Here is a 14397-nt window from a genome sequence, read left to right on the forward strand (position 1 = left end):
TGGCTCACCTCGCCGCCGGAGGCCACCCGCTTTCGAGGTGGCTCACCTCGCCGCCGGAGGCCACCCGCTTTCGAGGTGGCTCACCTCGCCGCCGGAGGCAACCTGCTTTCGAGGTGGCTCACCTTGCCGCCGGAGGCCGCCAAGTTGAAGAGGCCTCCGGCAACCCTGCCGGTGGTCAAACTTTTGCCAAGTTTGACCACCGGGGTTTGGCAAACAGGTTTTAATCATCAATCGACGTCATGGCACCTTGGGTCACTGGCGACCCCATCAGCGAATGTGATCGCCCTGAGGAACGAAGGGTGGGAGCATTCGCCACCCGCTTTCAAGGTGGCCCACCTTGCCGCCGGAGGCTTTTTTTCATCCCTTCATCTTTTCCCCTACTCCGCCCAATACCCCACCACGCGTGCGCAGATCAGTAAGGCCTTATCCATGTCCTGGAGGCTGACCCATTCCATGGGGCCGTGGGGGTTTTGCATGCCGCAGAAGATGTTGGGGGTGGGGATGCCTTTTTCGGTCATGAGGGAGCCGTCGGTGCCGCCGCGGAAGGCGAGCATATTGGGGATAAAACCCTCATCGAGGTAGGCTTTTTTGGCGAGTTCGACGGGGCGCATGTCGTTTTCGAGCCAGTAGCGCATGTTGCGGTATTCGGGTCTGATGGAGCAGGTGATGCGGGCGCGGGGCTCGGTTTTGGCGACGAGGGCGCAGGTTTCGTTGAGGAGTTCGGCCTGTTTTTCGAGGCCGATCAGCTCGAAGTCCCGGAGGTTGAGTTTCAAGGTGGCTTCGGCGGCGTTGCCGGAGATGCTCTCTGTGAAGATAAACCCTTCGCGGCCTTGGGTGGATTCGGGGCTCAGGCGGTGCTTGGGCAGGATCTCGATGATTTTGGAGGCGAGGTAGAGGGCGTTAACCAGGCGGTCTTTGGCGCAGCAGGTGTGGATGGAGACGCCTTTTATGTTGATCTCGGCCTGATCGGCGGAGAAGGTCTCGGCCACGAGGTCGCCGGGGTTTTCACCGTCCAGGGTGTAGGCAAAATCGGCGTGGATATCTTCCATGAAGGCGTCGGTGACGCCTCTGCCGATCTCTTCGTCGGGGGTGAAGCCGATGCGGACATCGCCCCGGGGAATTTCCGGGTTATTGCGTAAATAATCGATGAGGCCCATGACAATGGCGACCCCGGCCTTGTCATCGGCGCCCAGGAGGGTTGTGCCGCTGGCCGTGACAATGTCTTCGCCTTTTTTGCCTTTCAGGTGCGGGTTCTCCTCGGGATCGATGACCACTGCCGGATCGTCGGGCAGCACCATGGTGTTTCCGTCCCAGCCATGATGCACAATGGGTTTTACCCCTGCCGCATGAAAGGAGGGGGCGGTGTCCACATGGGCCACAAAGGCGATGGTGGGGATCTTTCGGTCCGTGACGTTGCCGGGGAGGGTACCGAACACGGCCCCGTAATCCGTGAGGTGGGCGTCTTCAATGCCCACGGCTTTTAACTCTTCCACCATCATGCGGGACAGGTCCATCTGGCAGGCCGTGCTGGGGGCCGTGGGAGAGGACGCGTCGCTCTGGGTGTCTACTTTGCAGTATCGGACAAATCGTTCTTCAAGTGTTTTTATGCGTGGGTCAGACATGGTGTCTCCTTTGATTTGATGCAGAGAGAAAGGGACAAAAAAGCGTGCCTCCGGAGGCATGCCCTTTTTAACCGGCATTCACCGCGTTCGGCATCTCCTTTGCCATGACGGCTTCGGCCAGGTGGCAGGCGACGAAGTGGCCGGGGTTGACCTCTTTGAGTTCGGGGGTTTCGCTGGTACAGGCTCCGATTTTTTTATAGTAGCAGCGGCCTGCGAAGCGGCATCCGGGGGGCGGGTTGATGGGGCTGGGGACGTCGCCTTCGAGGATGATGCGTTCTCTCTCGAGGTTGGGTTTGGGGATGGTGATGGCCGAGAGGAGCGCCCGGGTGTAGGCGTGGACCGGGGCTTTAAAGATGGTTTTATAGTCGGCCATCTCCACGATGCGGCCTAAGTACATCACAGCGATACGATCCGACACGTGGTGGACCACGGAGAGGTCGTGGGAGATGAAGAGGTAGGTGAGGCCCATCTCTTTCTGGAGGTTGTCCAGAAGGTTCAGGACCTGGGCCTGGATGCAGACGTCTAAGGCCGACACGGGTTCGTCCAGGACGAGGAACTCGGGGTTCAGGGCCAGGGCGCGGGCGATGCCGACGCGCTGGCGTCGTCCGCCGTCGAGCTCGTGGGGGTAGCTGTTGGACAGGCGATTGCCTAAGCCCACGATGTCCATGAGTTCCCGGACGCGTTTGGCGCGGTCGTCGCTGGAGCCGATCCCTTTAACGTCCAGGGGCTCGGAGATGAGATCCGAAACGGAGAGGCGGGGGTTCAGGCTGGAGTAGGGGTCCTGAAAGACCATCTGCATTTTGGAGCGCATGGCCTTCATCTCTTTTTTCGGCAGAGGCAGGATGTCGTTGCCGTTGAAGATCACCTGGCCTGAGGAGGGCTCCAGGAGCCGGATCACGGCCCGGCCCGTGGTGGACTTTCCGCAGCCGGATTCACCGACCAGCCCTAAGGTCTCGCCTTTTTGGATGTCAAAGCTGACATCGTCCACGGCGTGCAGGGGGCCTTTTTTGGTGTCGAAGTATTTTTTCAGGTTCTGAACCTGGATAAAGGGCGCGGTCATGCGGCACCTCCTTGGAGAAAGCAGGCCACCATGTGACCGTTTTCAAGGGTGACGGGTTGTGGGGTCTCAGTGCTGCAGCGAGGCATGGCGTTCTTGCATCGGGGGTGAAAGGGACAGCCTTTGGGCATGTCCGTGGGGTCTGGGGGCAGGCCCGGAATAACGGCGAGGCTTTCCCGCTCTTCTTCCACGTTGGGGATGGAGGCGAAGAGGCCCTGGGTGTATGGGTGTCTGGGCGTTTCAAAGAGGAGCTCGGTGGTGGCCTCTTCCACGATGCGTCCTGCGTACATGATGGCCACGCGGTCGCAGGTTTCGGCCACGATGCCGAGGTCGTGGGTGATCATGATCATGGCGGTGTTGAATTTTTTCTTCAGGGCTTTCATGAGCTCCAGCACCTGGGCCTGGATGGTGACGTCCAGGGCGGTGGTGGGCTCATCGGCGATGAGCAGGGCCGGGTTGCAGGCCAGGGCAATGGCGATGATGACCCGCTGTTTCATGCCCCCGCTGAACTGGTGGGGGTATTCGCTGGCGCGTTCCGGCTGAATGCCCACGGTCTCCAGCATGGTGAGGGCCGCTTTCAGGGCCTCTTCCGCGGAGAGCTTGTTGTGCAGGGCGATCATCTCCGCCACCTGCTCGTCCACGGGCATGATGGGGTTTAAGGAGGTCATGGGATCCTGGAAGATCATGGCGATCTTGCCGCCCCGGATTTTTCGCATCTCCGCGTCAGAGGCCTGGTTCAGGTCTGTTCCCTCAAAAAGGATCTCTCCGCCGGTGATGCGGCCGGGAGGATCTGCGATGAGCTGCATGACAGAAAGGGCCATGGTGGTCTTTCCGGCCCCGGTCTCCCCCACAAGGCCCAGGGTCTCGCCCCGGTCGATGGAGAGATGAAGACCGGCAACCGCCTCGACGGCCCCGTTGTCTGTTGCGTACCGGACGCTCAAGTCTCGGATGGATAGTAAGGGTGTGTTGGACATATATAGTTAACTCCGGTTAGGGCTGGGTTAAAAAAGCAAGCCTCCGGCGGCGAGGTGTGCCACCTCGAAAGCAGGTTGCCCTTGCGCTTCGCCCGCCATTAAAGCGGGTGGTTGTTCGGGTATTGCCACAAGTTTCGAGAGGCTGTGTACCCTCTGTCGTGACTCTTTGTGGGGCATCAGCGGCAAGCGTCGCTACGTTGGGAAAAATCATCTTCAAAGCGGGCTATTCTGCTCTTAACTCATGGCTTCCATCGACCTCACTGACGTGAGGTAAATGCATTCACAACGTCAAGGGTCTTGTGACACAATTTGGGTTACCTCCAGCCTTGGAGGCGGGCGCAGCCCGCAGGGAATGCGAATGTAATTTGGCCCGAGGAACGAGGGACAAAGTGCATTCGCTATCTGCTTTCAAGGTGGCCCACCTTGCCGCCGGAGGCTCGTTTTTCCCCTTAGTTTCTCAATTTAGGATCCAAGGCGTCCCGAAGGCCGTCGCCCAGGAAGTTGAGCCCCAAAATGGTGATCATGATGGCCATGCCGGGGAAGATGGTCATGTAGGGGTAGTCCCGGATGAACTCGCGTCCGCCGGAGAGCATGGCACCCCATTCCGGTGTGGGGGGTTCCAGGCCGAGGCCGATAAAGCTTAAGCCTGCGGCGGTCAGGATGGCAAAGGCGACCCCTAAGGTGGCCTGTACGATGATCGGGGCCATGCAGTTGGGCAGGATGTGGCGGAAGATGATCCGCAGGTCGCTGGATCCCACGGAGACGGCGGCTTCCACAAATTCCTGGTCTCGGATGGAGAGGACCGAGGCCCTGACAAGACGCGCGTATTGGGGAATCGCAGCGATGCCCACGGCCAGCATCAGGTTCAGGAGTCCGGGTCCCAGGGAGGCGGCCACCGAGATGGCCAGGAGCAGCTGGGGAATGGAGAGCAGGATATCCATCAACCGCATGAGGATGTTGTCGGTGCGCCCGCCGTAATACCCGGCCACAGCGCCGATAAAGCCGCCGACCATAACGGAGAATCCCACGGCCACAAAGCCCACCTGCAAGGAGATGCGGCTGCCGTGGATGATGCGGCTTAAGATGTCCCGGCCGAATTCATCGGTGCCGAACCAGTGAAGCTTGGACGGTCCTTCCAGGGTGGCGAACAGGTCCTGCTCGTCAAAGGGGAAGGGGGCGATGATGTCTGCCAGGAGGGCGGTGGCAAGCAGGCCGAACAGAATACAGAGGCCTATCATGGCCATGCGGTTTTTTTTCAGACGGGCAAAGACCTGGCCCCAGAGAGAATTTTTCTTGGTCTGCACGGAGGCTCCTTATGAATATTGGGATTTAATGCGTGGGTCGAGCCAGGCATAGAGAAGGTCCACACCCAGGTTGACCAGGCAGAAGGCCAGGGCGATGAAGAGCACGCCCCCCTGGACCATGGGATAATCCCGCATCTCAATGGAACTGACCATGAGGCGTCCCAGTCCCGGAATGGAGAAGATGATCTCGGTGAGCACCGCGCCGCCCAGAAGAATACCGAACTGAATGCCGGCAATGGTGACCACAGGGACCAGGGCGTTGGGCAGGGCGTGCTTCCAGATGACCACGCTCTCCTTCTGGCCTTTGGAACGGGCCGTGCGGATGTAGTCCTGACGGACCACCTCCAGCATACTGGATCGGGTCATGCGGGTGATGATGGCCACGCTCTGGAGCCCTAAGGTGACGGCGGGCATGATCATGGCCTGGACGGAGTCAAAACCGGACGGAGGCAGCCAGCCCAGTTTCACCGTAAAAAGCAGGATGAGGAGAAGGCCTAACCAGAAGACCGGCATGGAGATGCCGATAAGGGCAAAGAGCGTGACAATGTTGTCGAAGATCGAGTATTGCCTCACCGCCGTCACAATACCGCAGGGAATCCCCACCAGCAGGGCGATGCCCATGGCCAGCGCGGAGAGCTTTAAGGTAACGGGAAAGGCCGTCATCAGCTCATTCCACACGGGCCGCTTGGTGATGTAGGAGCGGCCGATGTCTGCGTGAACCACGGCTTTGTATACATAGCGGCCGAACTGAAGAAGAAAGGGGTCGTTAAGGCCCATCTCCGCCCGCAGGTTGTCCACATCCACCTGGGGAGCCTGTTCTCCCAGCACCATGCGGGCCGGGTCACCGGGTGTGACGTACATCAGGGCAAAAACAATGAAGACAACGCCGAGAATCACAGGGATTAACATGGCGCATCGTCTCAGAATATAGCCGAGCAATTCGACCTCCTTACTGCAAGAGTTTTGAAAAATGGTGCCGGCAAAGGCTAATAAAGCCTGCATCCGGCGGCGAGGTGGGCCACCTCGAAAGCATATGGCGAATGCGCTTTGTCCTTCGTTTCTCAGGTCAAATCGTATTCGCCTTCGGCTCGGGCGTCGCCCGACTCCAGAGTTTGGAGATGATGCCAAGGGTGTCATACGTTTCAAAGGGTGTGGGGTTATACGAAAACCCGCTCCCTGGGTTACGACGTCTCATGAGGCAACGAACCAAGCGTCGGACTTATTTGGCCCATACTTCGGATGTCTCAGGATCGTGTCCACAGCCTTGAAATGATGGGGCTGCCTGTGTTCTCCTCCCGCATGAAAGGCAGTCGGAGGTTGCCCCGAGGGGCAACCTCCGACTGAGATAAGGGGTGCAGGGGATCGTCCCCTGCACGCCGGAGGCAATGGTTTACTATTTCTTCATCTTCACGTCATAGAGGGCGTGGAAGCCGTAGGGGCTGGGCTCGAAGCCTTCCAGGTAGTCCTGGACGCCATAGGCGATTTTTTTGTTGGCCAGGAAGACCCAGGGCGCTTTTTCACGGAGTTGGTCCTGGATTTCAAAGTACAGGGCCTTCCGGGCATCGCCGTCGGGGGTGATGCGGGCTTTATCGAGGAGGGCATCCACCTCGGGGTCGCCGAAGGCTGCGAAGTTGTTGCCGCCGATCTGCGAGGAGTGGAAGGTGGGGTAAACCGCCATGTCAGGGTCGGGAGTCTGGCAGGTCCAGCCCACGATGAAGAGCTCATGCTTGTTGTCTTTCAGGCCCTGGAGGTAGGCGCCCCACTCCAGTACCTGGATTTTGACGGTGACACCGATTTTTTTAAGCTGGGCCTGGATGATGGTGGCCATGTCCACGCGAACCTTCTTGGAGTTGGTCCAGAGGATGGTGGTCAGGCCGTCGGGGTAGCCCGCCTCGGCGAGGAGTTTCTTCGCTTTGGTGAGGTCTGTTTTCGAGGGCTCAAGGTCGGTGTTGGCATATTTGACGTTGGGGGCGATGGGGCCGAAGGCGGGGAAGGCGTTGCCTCTGAACACGGCTTTTACACTGCCCGGGATGTTGATGGCCAGGGTCAGGGCCTGACGGAGTTTTTCGTTGTCGTAGGGGGCCTTGCTGCAGTTGAAACCCATGTAGGTGGTGGCGGTGTCCACCAGGGTCTGGAGTTTCAGGTTTTTGTTGGCTTTTACGCGGGAGACGTCGAGGGAAGAGACCTCAAAGGCAATATCGATATCGCCGCTCTCCAGCTCAATGGTGCGGTTGGAGGCTTCGGGGATGACGCGCAGGACCATCTTGGGGAATTCAGGCTTGTTGCCGTGGTACCCTTCGAAAAGTTCCAGCTCGATGCGGTCGCCTTTTTTCCAGGCGGTGAGTTTGTAGGGGCCAGTGCCGACGGGGTTAAACCCGTAGTCGTTCCCGGCCGCTTCCACAGCCTTCTGGTTGAGAATGACTCCGCCACCGAAGTGGGTCAGGGCGGCCAGGAAGGAGCTCATCGCCTCTTTGGTTTTTACCTCAAAGGTGAGGCCGTCGATTTTTTTAAAGCCGTCCGGGTCGATGACCCCGAGGATGTGGCGGACAGAGGCCCCTTTTTCATAGGCGCGCTTCAAGCTGTAAAGGGCATCATCAGCGGTGAGGGTCTCTCCGTTATGAAATTTTACCCCTTTTTTCAGGGTGAACCGGTAGGTCTTTCCATCCACGCGATCAATCTTTTCTGCCAGGCTGGGGACGATATTGCCTTGGGCATCGATGGCCACGAGGGTTTCATAGATCTGGCGCATGGCGTTGGAAGAGGCCACGTCGTTGGTCATATAGGGATCAAGGGTCTTGGCGTCATAGGTGGTGGCAACCACCAGGGTATCCGGGTGTTTGGGCGTTCGGGCCAGGGCGCTTGGCACGGTGATCATGCTGGCGAGCAGGACCATGAGACCGCCTTTGGCCAGGCGGCTATACGAGATGTTCCAATTCATGGGTATACCTTTCCGTGTGATTAGAAATAGTGAGGGTTTTCAGTCGCATTCTTCATTTTTTCTATTCATTTCTTTGTCTTGTTATGAACCGCTTAAAATTTAGACAAAACAATAAAATCCTAATTGAAGAATATTTTATTACCATGCCTTTTGTTGTCTGGCACGGTTTTTTCATCGATGGCCTAAGAGGCCTGAAAATAGGGGCTTTGGGTCTGGGAATCAGAGAGGAACACGCGGTGATGCGGGGGTCTGGGTAAAATCAAGTAAGTTTTTAAGATGGATAGATCGTTTTGCCTATGTGGCGGGGGGCTTTTGATTTTGCTGATGACGATGGGGCAGGAGCGCTTCTGCGTGAAAACGAGCTGACAGCGTGTCGGCGGGCTGATACAGTCTGTCTGTTATACAAATGCTGTTTGAGAACAGGATACATGTTCTCTTGCCGCTCGAAGGAAAAGACCTTTATTGATGCCGTTTCCGAGACGTTTTACGGGAGACGGGATAACCGCATATCTCGCAGTCAAGGCTGCGGGATGACGAGACCAGGGAGGATTAAATGATCAAGCATGTCGTGGCATTTCGTATCAAAAAAGAGTTCAGTGAAAATGAAAAAACAGAGGCCATGAATAAAATGAAATCCCTTTTGGACGCCCTTCCTCCGAAAATTGCCGAGTTGAAAGCCGCCGAGGTGGGCCTTAATTTCAACCCCACCGATGCCGCCTTTGACGTGGTGCTGACCACCTCCCACGACAGCGTGGAGGAGCTCAACACCTATGCGGGGCACCCCGACCACCTGGAAGTACTGGCCTACATCCGTTCCGTGATCTCCGAGCGTGTTGTGGTGGATTACGAGGTGTAACGCAGCAGAACAAATATACTTCTCGGAAGACAATCCCCGGAAATATCCGGGATAGGGCCGTGATTTCATCCTGAATGGATGGATCACGGCTTTTTATGTTGCGCGGGTGTCCTGATCATCATGACATCCCGGTTCGTTCAATTTACTGAACAACTCTGCGATTCACCATAGTGAATTTCAGGTATTCACCCAAGATAGTGAACGTAAAAAAGTCAATTTCTATAAACAGTATACCTGCCGTTGCGAAATGCCGAACATTTTTCGGCTCGTTAAACCAATGATTTTTTTGAGTATTTTAGAGTTTTCTGCATCGTCCCACCCACTTGGAAAAGAGAATCCTGTTTTTTGCCAACAATGGAACAGAACGTGCAAATCCTAATAAGCAAGACTCCAGGTCACTCCCAAAGGCGCACCAATGGCTGAACCCTCGGCCCTCTCCTCCGACTCTATCTGACTGGCGCATGTTGACGACCTGGCGCACCACGTTCCATAAAAAAAACAGGAGTCGGCTATGAAATACCTGATGATTTTTATATGTGCGATGACCTTGATGGGGTGTGTTTCTTCTTCGGGGTGGAGAGTGGATACACAGGAGGTGGAACGCGAGGTGTCGAAAACCCTTCAGCTTTTTCCCTCCCAAACCAACTACCGGATCCTGATTGTGCCGGATACCGTGGCCGTGGCGGCCGAATACACCCGCATCTACGGTGGCTCAACCCAGGCCCCCGCCTTTTATTCGTCCATAGAAAACCTGATCGTGATTCCTCGAGAGTGCGAGCTGAATATTCTTCGTCATGAGATCGGACATGCCGTGGTCCAGGCCTACTTCAAAGCTCCCATTCCCACCTGGCTCCATGAAGAACTGGCCCAGCGGGCAGAACTCCCCTGAATCGGCTATTTCATTGAAAGCATCCCATGCCGTGGGCTGTTCCTGAAACAACGACTGTCGAGTGATGTCGTGGGTCGATGGCTTCAGCCTCTATGGCTTGAGAAACCGTTCCACCCCTGCCACCAGAAAGGTCACGGCGTCATCCCCCACTTTGAGAATATCCGCCTTGTCATCGTTCCAGAAGAGGTAGTTGTAGGCCACCCGTTCGTAGATCCCGACGATGCTGACGGCCAGCACCTCGGCGGATTCCGGCGTGGTTAACGGGCGGTTCATGTTTTCAGCCATGAAAAGGATCGCTTTTCGGACGTCCTCGGTGAGCTGGGTGAAGCCTCTTTTACGTGCTTTTTCCACCTCTTCGCTGTGGCCCACCGCTTCCCGGAAAAGAAGGGTGACTTTTTCAGGGTGAGGGATGCAAAAATCTTTGAAGAAGGAGATCCCGGCCCGCCTGAAACCATCCAGGGACCCGTCAGACTGGCTGAATTCAGATCCCACCAGCTTTCGCAGCTCATAGGCGATCTCCTCGGTGAGGCGGATGAGGAGGGTCTCCTTGTTTTTAAAATAGAAGTAGACCGTGCCCACGGAGACTTCCGCTGCGTTGGCGATCTCACTGGCGCTGGTCTGGTGAAACCCTTTTTCCACGAAGAGCGAGAGCGCCGCATCCAAAATGGTGCGTTCTCTGTAGGCTTTTTCCCGTTTACGCCGGGTGGTGGAGGGTTTCTCTTCTATGGGGGCTTGCGTGTTTTCCTGCATGCATCTCTCCAAAATCTGCAATTATATTTTGACTCGTCCACATTCCATAGCAAAATCCACAACGCGGGCCAACCCAAAGAGGCGCGTTGTTGGTTCTTTAGACGGCATGCGGTGCGCACGGCGCACCCTGCCAGCTGATTCGTGAAGTTGTGGGCCTCCCGGGGCCTGTAGGGTGCGGCTCCCGCACCTTCTGGCGTAGCGCAAATCAACGGCCTATGTTTTGACACTTTTTATAAGTGACGTCGGGACCTCGATGGTTTGGCACCGGAGGTATTCGCCTAAGGTCTTGGCCTGGGCATCGATGCGGGAGGAGGCGGCCACGCCATCGCCTAAGAGCCCCCGGATATAGAAGTTTACGGCCTTCAGATTGGGGAGGGTCCAGCGGTCGATGGGGTAGGGGGCCAGGTCCGGGAGGAGCTCTTTAAGGCGCGCCGGGGTGAGGGCCTCCTCCAGGAAGTGAAAGGCCTCCGGGGTTTTGGCCCAGACGCCTAAGTTGGCGTTGCCGCCTTTGTCTCCGGAGCGGGTGGCAAAGAGGCGGCCGAAGGGAAGGGCAACGGGGTCGGAGAGTTGGAGGGCCGGACTTTGGGGGTTGTCCGGCTGCAAGGTTCCGGCACCGTTGCCCTGAATGGGGTCGATGAGGAGGGTCTGGTGGTTGATGTGAACGGCTTCACAGAGGTTGCCCTTGTCGATGAGGGTCGGCCAGTGGATGATCTCGGGCACGGCCGGGGCCGGGGGGGCGGTGAGGTTGAAGCCGGGGATGGAGGAGAGGGCGAGCTCCACCACCTTGGCGGTGAAGGCGCGGCCCACTTTTTTTTCGTCCGGGTCCCGGACGGTGATGCGAAGAAGGCTCATGGCCTCCTCCATGCGGTGGGGGGAGGCATGACCGCTGCGCAGGAGCTGAGTCTCTACTGAGGCGAATCGCTCTCGCCCGCCCAGGCTGGTAAAGAGCATCTCTGTAACGATGCGGGCTTTTTCGTCCAGATCCAGCCCGGTGAGAAGAACCGAGACCGAGTTTCGGTATCCGCCGAGGGTGTTGATGCACACCTTGGCCGTGGCAGGGGGGGGTGTCCCCTTGCAGCCGGAGAGTCGGACCTGGTCTTTTCCGGCGGCCTGGATTTGAAGGGTGTCGAAGCGGGCGGTGACGTCCGGGTTGAGATAGGCCGGGGATTCGATCTCATAAAGAAGCTGGGCCGTGACCGTCCCCACGGAGACCAGACCTCCGGTGCCCCTGTGTTTGGTGATGACAGAGGAGCCGTCCGCTTCCATGATGGCCAGGGGGAACCCCATCTTCTTCCAGGAGGGGATCTCCTCAAAATGGGAGTAGTTGCCGCCCGTGGCCTGGGTGCCGCATTCAATGATATGACCGGCTGCCACCGCCCCGGCCAATGCGTCCCAGTCGTTTCGTTTCCACCCGAAATGCCAGGCGCTGGGGCCGGAGACCAGGGCCGCGTCGGCCAACCGGCCACCGATGACGATGTCTGCGCCCTGGCCAAGGGCTTCGGCCACTCCCCAGCCCCCTAAGTAGGCATTGGCCGTGATGGGAAAGACCCTGCCCTCGGAGAGAGCCGTGCCTCGGTCCAGGTGAATAAACTCCTCCCCGCCTTTCTGGAGACCCGCCAGGTTCGGCATGAGATCGTCCCCTTCAATGCAGGCGATTACCGGGGAGAGCCCCAATTCCCTGGCCAGCGCCTCAAGGGCGGCACAGAGTCCCTTCGGGTTCAATCCCCCTGCGTTGGCCACCACACGAATACCTCGATCCAGACAGGTCCCCATCACCTGCTCCATCTGCTTTAAAAAGGTTCCCGCATACCCCTGCGACGGGTCCTTGCGTCGGGACTTGAAAAGAAGGGCCATGGTCAGCTCCGCCAGGTAATCCCCGGTGAGCACATGGATCTCCCCCCCCTCCACCATCTCCTTCATGGCCGAAAAACGATCCCCGAAAAATCCGCTGCAGTTGGCAATGATTAACCTGTCGCTGGCCTGTTCGTGTGGCATGATCTCTCCTGTTGTCGGTAAAGGGGTGCGGTGGAAAGGCAAAAAAAACGTGCCTCCGGCGGCGAGGTGAGCCACCTCGAAAGCTGATTGCCGAAACGCTTTGTCCCTCGTTGCCATGCCCATCATGGGCGGTGATACCCGCCCCTGCCGGGAGTCGATGGCGTCGTGCCGATATGTTGGTCAATTGCCTGGGTAGAGGCTCATCAACCCATGATGGTTGCCACGGGCGCAGCCCGTCAGCGAATGAGATGGCCTGAGGAACGAAGGCCAGGAGCATTCGCGATCCTATGTTCCTGTAAACTCTGGAGCCCTTTTTTCCCTGAAGGCTTGAATCCCTTCGGCTGCGTCTCGGGTGCCGATGACACGGGTGAGGGCTTCGGCGAGGTGGTCGACGGCTTTGTCAAAGGGCAGGGTCTCCACGGCGGAGAAGGCCTCCTTGCCCAGACGCAGACCAATGGGGCTTTTGCCGGCCAGGAGGGTGAGGAGGGCGACGGTCTCTTCCGGCAGTTTTTCAGACGGGTGCACGGCCGTGACCAGGCCCATGGAGAGCGCTTCGTCGGCTTCGATCATCCGGCCGGTGAGGATCATCTCCATGGCTTTTTTTCTGGGAACGTTCCGAAAGATGAGGGCGCCGATCATCATGGGAAAAAGGCCCACGTTGACCTCCGGGGTTCCGAATCGGCTTTTTTCATCGGCCAGCACCATGTCGCAGGCGAGCATGAGCCCCATGCCGCCTGCCAGACAATACCCCTGGACCATGGCCACGGTGGGCTTGGAAAAGGCGTAGATCCGGTTGAGGAGCCGGGCGTAGGACAGGGCCGCGGGCAGGGCGTCTCCGGCAGCCTTCATGGCTGCGCCCAGGTCGGCCCCGGTGCAGAAGGCCCGCGTTCCAGCCCCCTTGATCATCACACATCGCACAGCGGCGTCTTTCTCCGCCGCATCCAGGCAGTCGTGGAAGAGGTCAATGGCCTCAGGACTCAAGGCGTTTCGCTGGGCCTCCCGGTTGATGACGATGCAGGCGACAGAATCGGTGACTTGATAAATCAGGTGGGGTGCGTCTGACATGAGAGTCTCCTTTATTGTGAAAAAGCGATGCCTCCGGCGGCAAGGTGTGCCACCTTGAAAGCGGGTTTGCGAATGCGCATCGGGTGACATAATTCTGGGATGAAAAGCGTCCGCATTCGCGTGAAGGGTGAGGGGGTGCCTCCTTATCCCCCGGTCCCCGTTTTTTCTTCCTCCGGGGTGATGGGTTCCAGATTGACGAGAATCTCGCCGGGCATCACCTGGTCGCCGGGGGCGGTGTTGATGGACGAGATTCTGGCGTCAAAGGGAGCGGTCAGGGTGGTCTCCATCTTCATGGCGGAGACGGTGACCAGGGGGGTGCCTTTATCCACCTGATCTCCAAGGGAAACGAGGATGGCCAGGACCACCGAGGGCATGGGGGGCGTGACGTCGCCGGGCATGTCGTCTTTTGCACTGCTGGTGTCGGGGAGCCGGTCGGCATCCAGGACCTCCACGGGGACGCCGTCTATGGTGATCCGCTTTCCGCCTTCGATCACTTCCACACAGGCCAGCCGGCTGCGCCCGTTTATAAAAAGGTGCATTTGCTTCTCACCCACGGGCATGGCAGAGACGATGAAGGGGGTGCCGTCTATTTCTGTGGAGAACCCCTTTTTGCGGGTGGTGCAGGAGAGGGTGGTTTCGATCATTCCTGTTTTGCATCGATAGTCCATGGAGGCCTCCATGCTGCATAAAAAGGTGTTTGGTTCCTGGTTCTTCGTTATGGAGTCGCTACGCTCTGTCAGTGAGAAAAAACGTTCTTGTTTGTGGAATCGCAAACCGCTTACGAAGCGGTTCACCTCGGCGGTGTGAGTCAAAACGACGCGGTGATGTGCATATAAGAGCTGGTGCCATTGCGTTCTTTCTGGGCGCGCCGTGCTCCGCCGCGGCTTTTTTTGTCGGGGGTTGGCCCCCGGTATGAACTGTCTCAACAGTCAAAACGTGCCATGCCC

12 protein-coding genes are annotated in these 14397 nt (G+C 58.0%); 2 read left to right on the top strand and 10 right to left on the bottom strand.

The genetic code is table 11. The features are described from left to right. Positions 1-377 precede the first annotated feature (377 nt). From pepT to Q1Q75_RS01135, 6 genes are all read right to left on the bottom strand, one after another. Positions 378-1622, bottom strand: a complete 1245-nt coding sequence (pepT, locus tag Q1Q75_RS01110) for a peptidase T (protein ID WP_300667163.1) — start codon at positions 1620-1622, stop codon at positions 378-380. 67 nt (positions 1623-1689) lie between these two features. Then, positions 1690-2682: an oligopeptide/dipeptide ABC transporter ATP-binding protein gene (locus tag Q1Q75_RS01115; RefSeq protein WP_300667164.1), complete on the bottom strand. Its 993-nt coding sequence runs from the start codon at positions 2680-2682 to the stop codon at positions 1690-1692. Continuing rightward, positions 2679-3653 carry an ABC transporter ATP-binding protein gene (locus Q1Q75_RS01120; RefSeq protein WP_300667165.1) on the bottom strand — a complete coding sequence of 325 codons (975 nt, stop codon included), beginning with the start codon at positions 3651-3653 and terminating at the stop codon, positions 2679-2681. Before Q1Q75_RS01120 ends, Q1Q75_RS01115 begins: the two co-directional genes overlap by 4 nt. Before the next feature lie 449 nt (positions 3654-4102). Next, positions 4103-4957, bottom strand: coding sequence for an ABC transporter permease (locus tag Q1Q75_RS01125; RefSeq protein WP_300667166.1), 855 nt, complete (start codon positions 4955-4957; stop codon positions 4103-4105). Between the two features lie 9 nt (positions 4958-4966). After that, the gene (nikB, locus tag Q1Q75_RS01130) at positions 4967-5896 is read right to left on the bottom strand and encodes a nickel ABC transporter permease (protein ID WP_300667167.1); all 930 of its coding nucleotides are present in this window, start codon (positions 5894-5896) and stop codon (positions 4967-4969) included. 454 nt (positions 5897-6350) lie between these two features. Further along, positions 6351-7895: an ABC transporter substrate-binding protein gene (locus Q1Q75_RS01135; protein ID WP_300667168.1), complete on the bottom strand. Its 1545-nt coding sequence runs from the start codon at positions 7893-7895 to the stop codon at positions 6351-6353. A 553-nt stretch (positions 7896-8448) separates the two neighbouring features. Here Q1Q75_RS01135 and Q1Q75_RS01140 point away from each other — a divergent pair. Further along, a complete protein-coding gene (locus Q1Q75_RS01140; RefSeq protein WP_300667169.1) occupies positions 8449-8751 on the top strand; it encodes a Dabb family protein in 303 nt (100 codons plus the stop codon). A gap of 511 nt (positions 8752-9262) precedes the next feature. Then, positions 9263-9640 (top strand): hypothetical protein, encoded by a 378-nt coding sequence (locus Q1Q75_RS01145; RefSeq protein WP_300667170.1) that lies wholly within the window; start codon positions 9263-9265, stop codon positions 9638-9640. Positions 9641-9730: 90 nt separating this feature from the next. Here the strand turns inward: Q1Q75_RS01145 and Q1Q75_RS01150 are convergent, their stop codons facing one another. The 4 genes from Q1Q75_RS01150 to Q1Q75_RS01165 all read right to left on the bottom strand — a co-directional run bounded on the left by Q1Q75_RS01150 (position 9731) and on the right by Q1Q75_RS01165 (position 14118). Further along, the gene (locus Q1Q75_RS01150; RefSeq protein ID WP_300667171.1) at positions 9731-10390 is read right to left on the bottom strand and encodes a TetR/AcrR family transcriptional regulator; all 660 of its coding nucleotides are present in this window, start codon (positions 10388-10390) and stop codon (positions 9731-9733) included. 213 nt (positions 10391-10603) lie between these two features. Further along, positions 10604-12385 (bottom strand): acyclic terpene utilization AtuA family protein, encoded by a 1782-nt coding sequence (locus Q1Q75_RS01155; RefSeq protein WP_300667172.1) that lies wholly within the window; start codon positions 12383-12385, stop codon positions 10604-10606. A gap of 285 nt (positions 12386-12670) precedes the next feature. Continuing rightward, a complete protein-coding gene (locus tag Q1Q75_RS01160; protein ID WP_300667173.1) occupies positions 12671-13450 on the bottom strand; it encodes an enoyl-CoA hydratase-related protein in 780 nt (259 codons plus the stop codon). Positions 13451-13593: 143 nt separating this feature from the next. Continuing rightward, positions 13594-14118: a biotin/lipoyl-containing protein gene (locus Q1Q75_RS01165; protein WP_300667174.1), complete on the bottom strand. Its 525-nt coding sequence runs from the start codon at positions 14116-14118 to the stop codon at positions 13594-13596. Positions 14119-14397 lie beyond the last annotated feature (279 nt).

This window comes from Desulfoluna sp., assembly GCF_030145185.1.
In the GTDB taxonomy this organism is placed as follows: Bacteria; Desulfobacterota; Desulfobacteria; order Desulfobacterales; family Desulfolunaceae; genus Desulfoluna.

Coding starts and splice junctions, on each gene's coding strand:
- pepT (WP_300667163.1), bottom strand. CDS start 1,622: ATGTCTGACCCACGCATAAAAACACTTGAAGAACGATTTGTCCGATAC.
- Q1Q75_RS01115 (WP_300667164.1), bottom strand. CDS start 2,682: ATGACCGCGCCCTTTATCCAGGTTCAGAACCTGAAAAAATACTTCGAC.
- Q1Q75_RS01120 (WP_300667165.1), bottom strand. CDS start 3,653: ATGTCCAACACACCCTTACTATCCATCCGAGACTTGAGCGTCCGGTAC.
- Q1Q75_RS01135 (WP_300667168.1), bottom strand. CDS start 7,895: ATGAATTGGAACATCTCGTATAGCCGCCTGGCCAAAGGCGGTCTCATG.
- Q1Q75_RS01140 (WP_300667169.1), top strand. CDS start 8,449: ATGATCAAGCATGTCGTGGCATTTCGTATCAAAAAAGAGTTCAGTGAA.
- Q1Q75_RS01145 (WP_300667170.1), top strand. CDS start 9,263: ATGAAATACCTGATGATTTTTATATGTGCGATGACCTTGATGGGGTGT.
- Q1Q75_RS01150 (WP_300667171.1), bottom strand. CDS start 10,390: ATGCAGGAAAACACGCAAGCCCCCATAGAAGAGAAACCCTCCACCACC.
- Q1Q75_RS01155 (WP_300667172.1), bottom strand. CDS start 12,385: ATGCCACACGAACAGGCCAGCGACAGGTTAATCATTGCCAACTGCAGC.
- Q1Q75_RS01160 (WP_300667173.1), bottom strand. CDS start 13,450: ATGTCAGACGCACCCCACCTGATTTATCAAGTCACCGATTCTGTCGCC.
- Q1Q75_RS01165 (WP_300667174.1), bottom strand. CDS start 14,118: ATGGACTATCGATGCAAAACAGGAATGATCGAAACCACCCTCTCCTGC.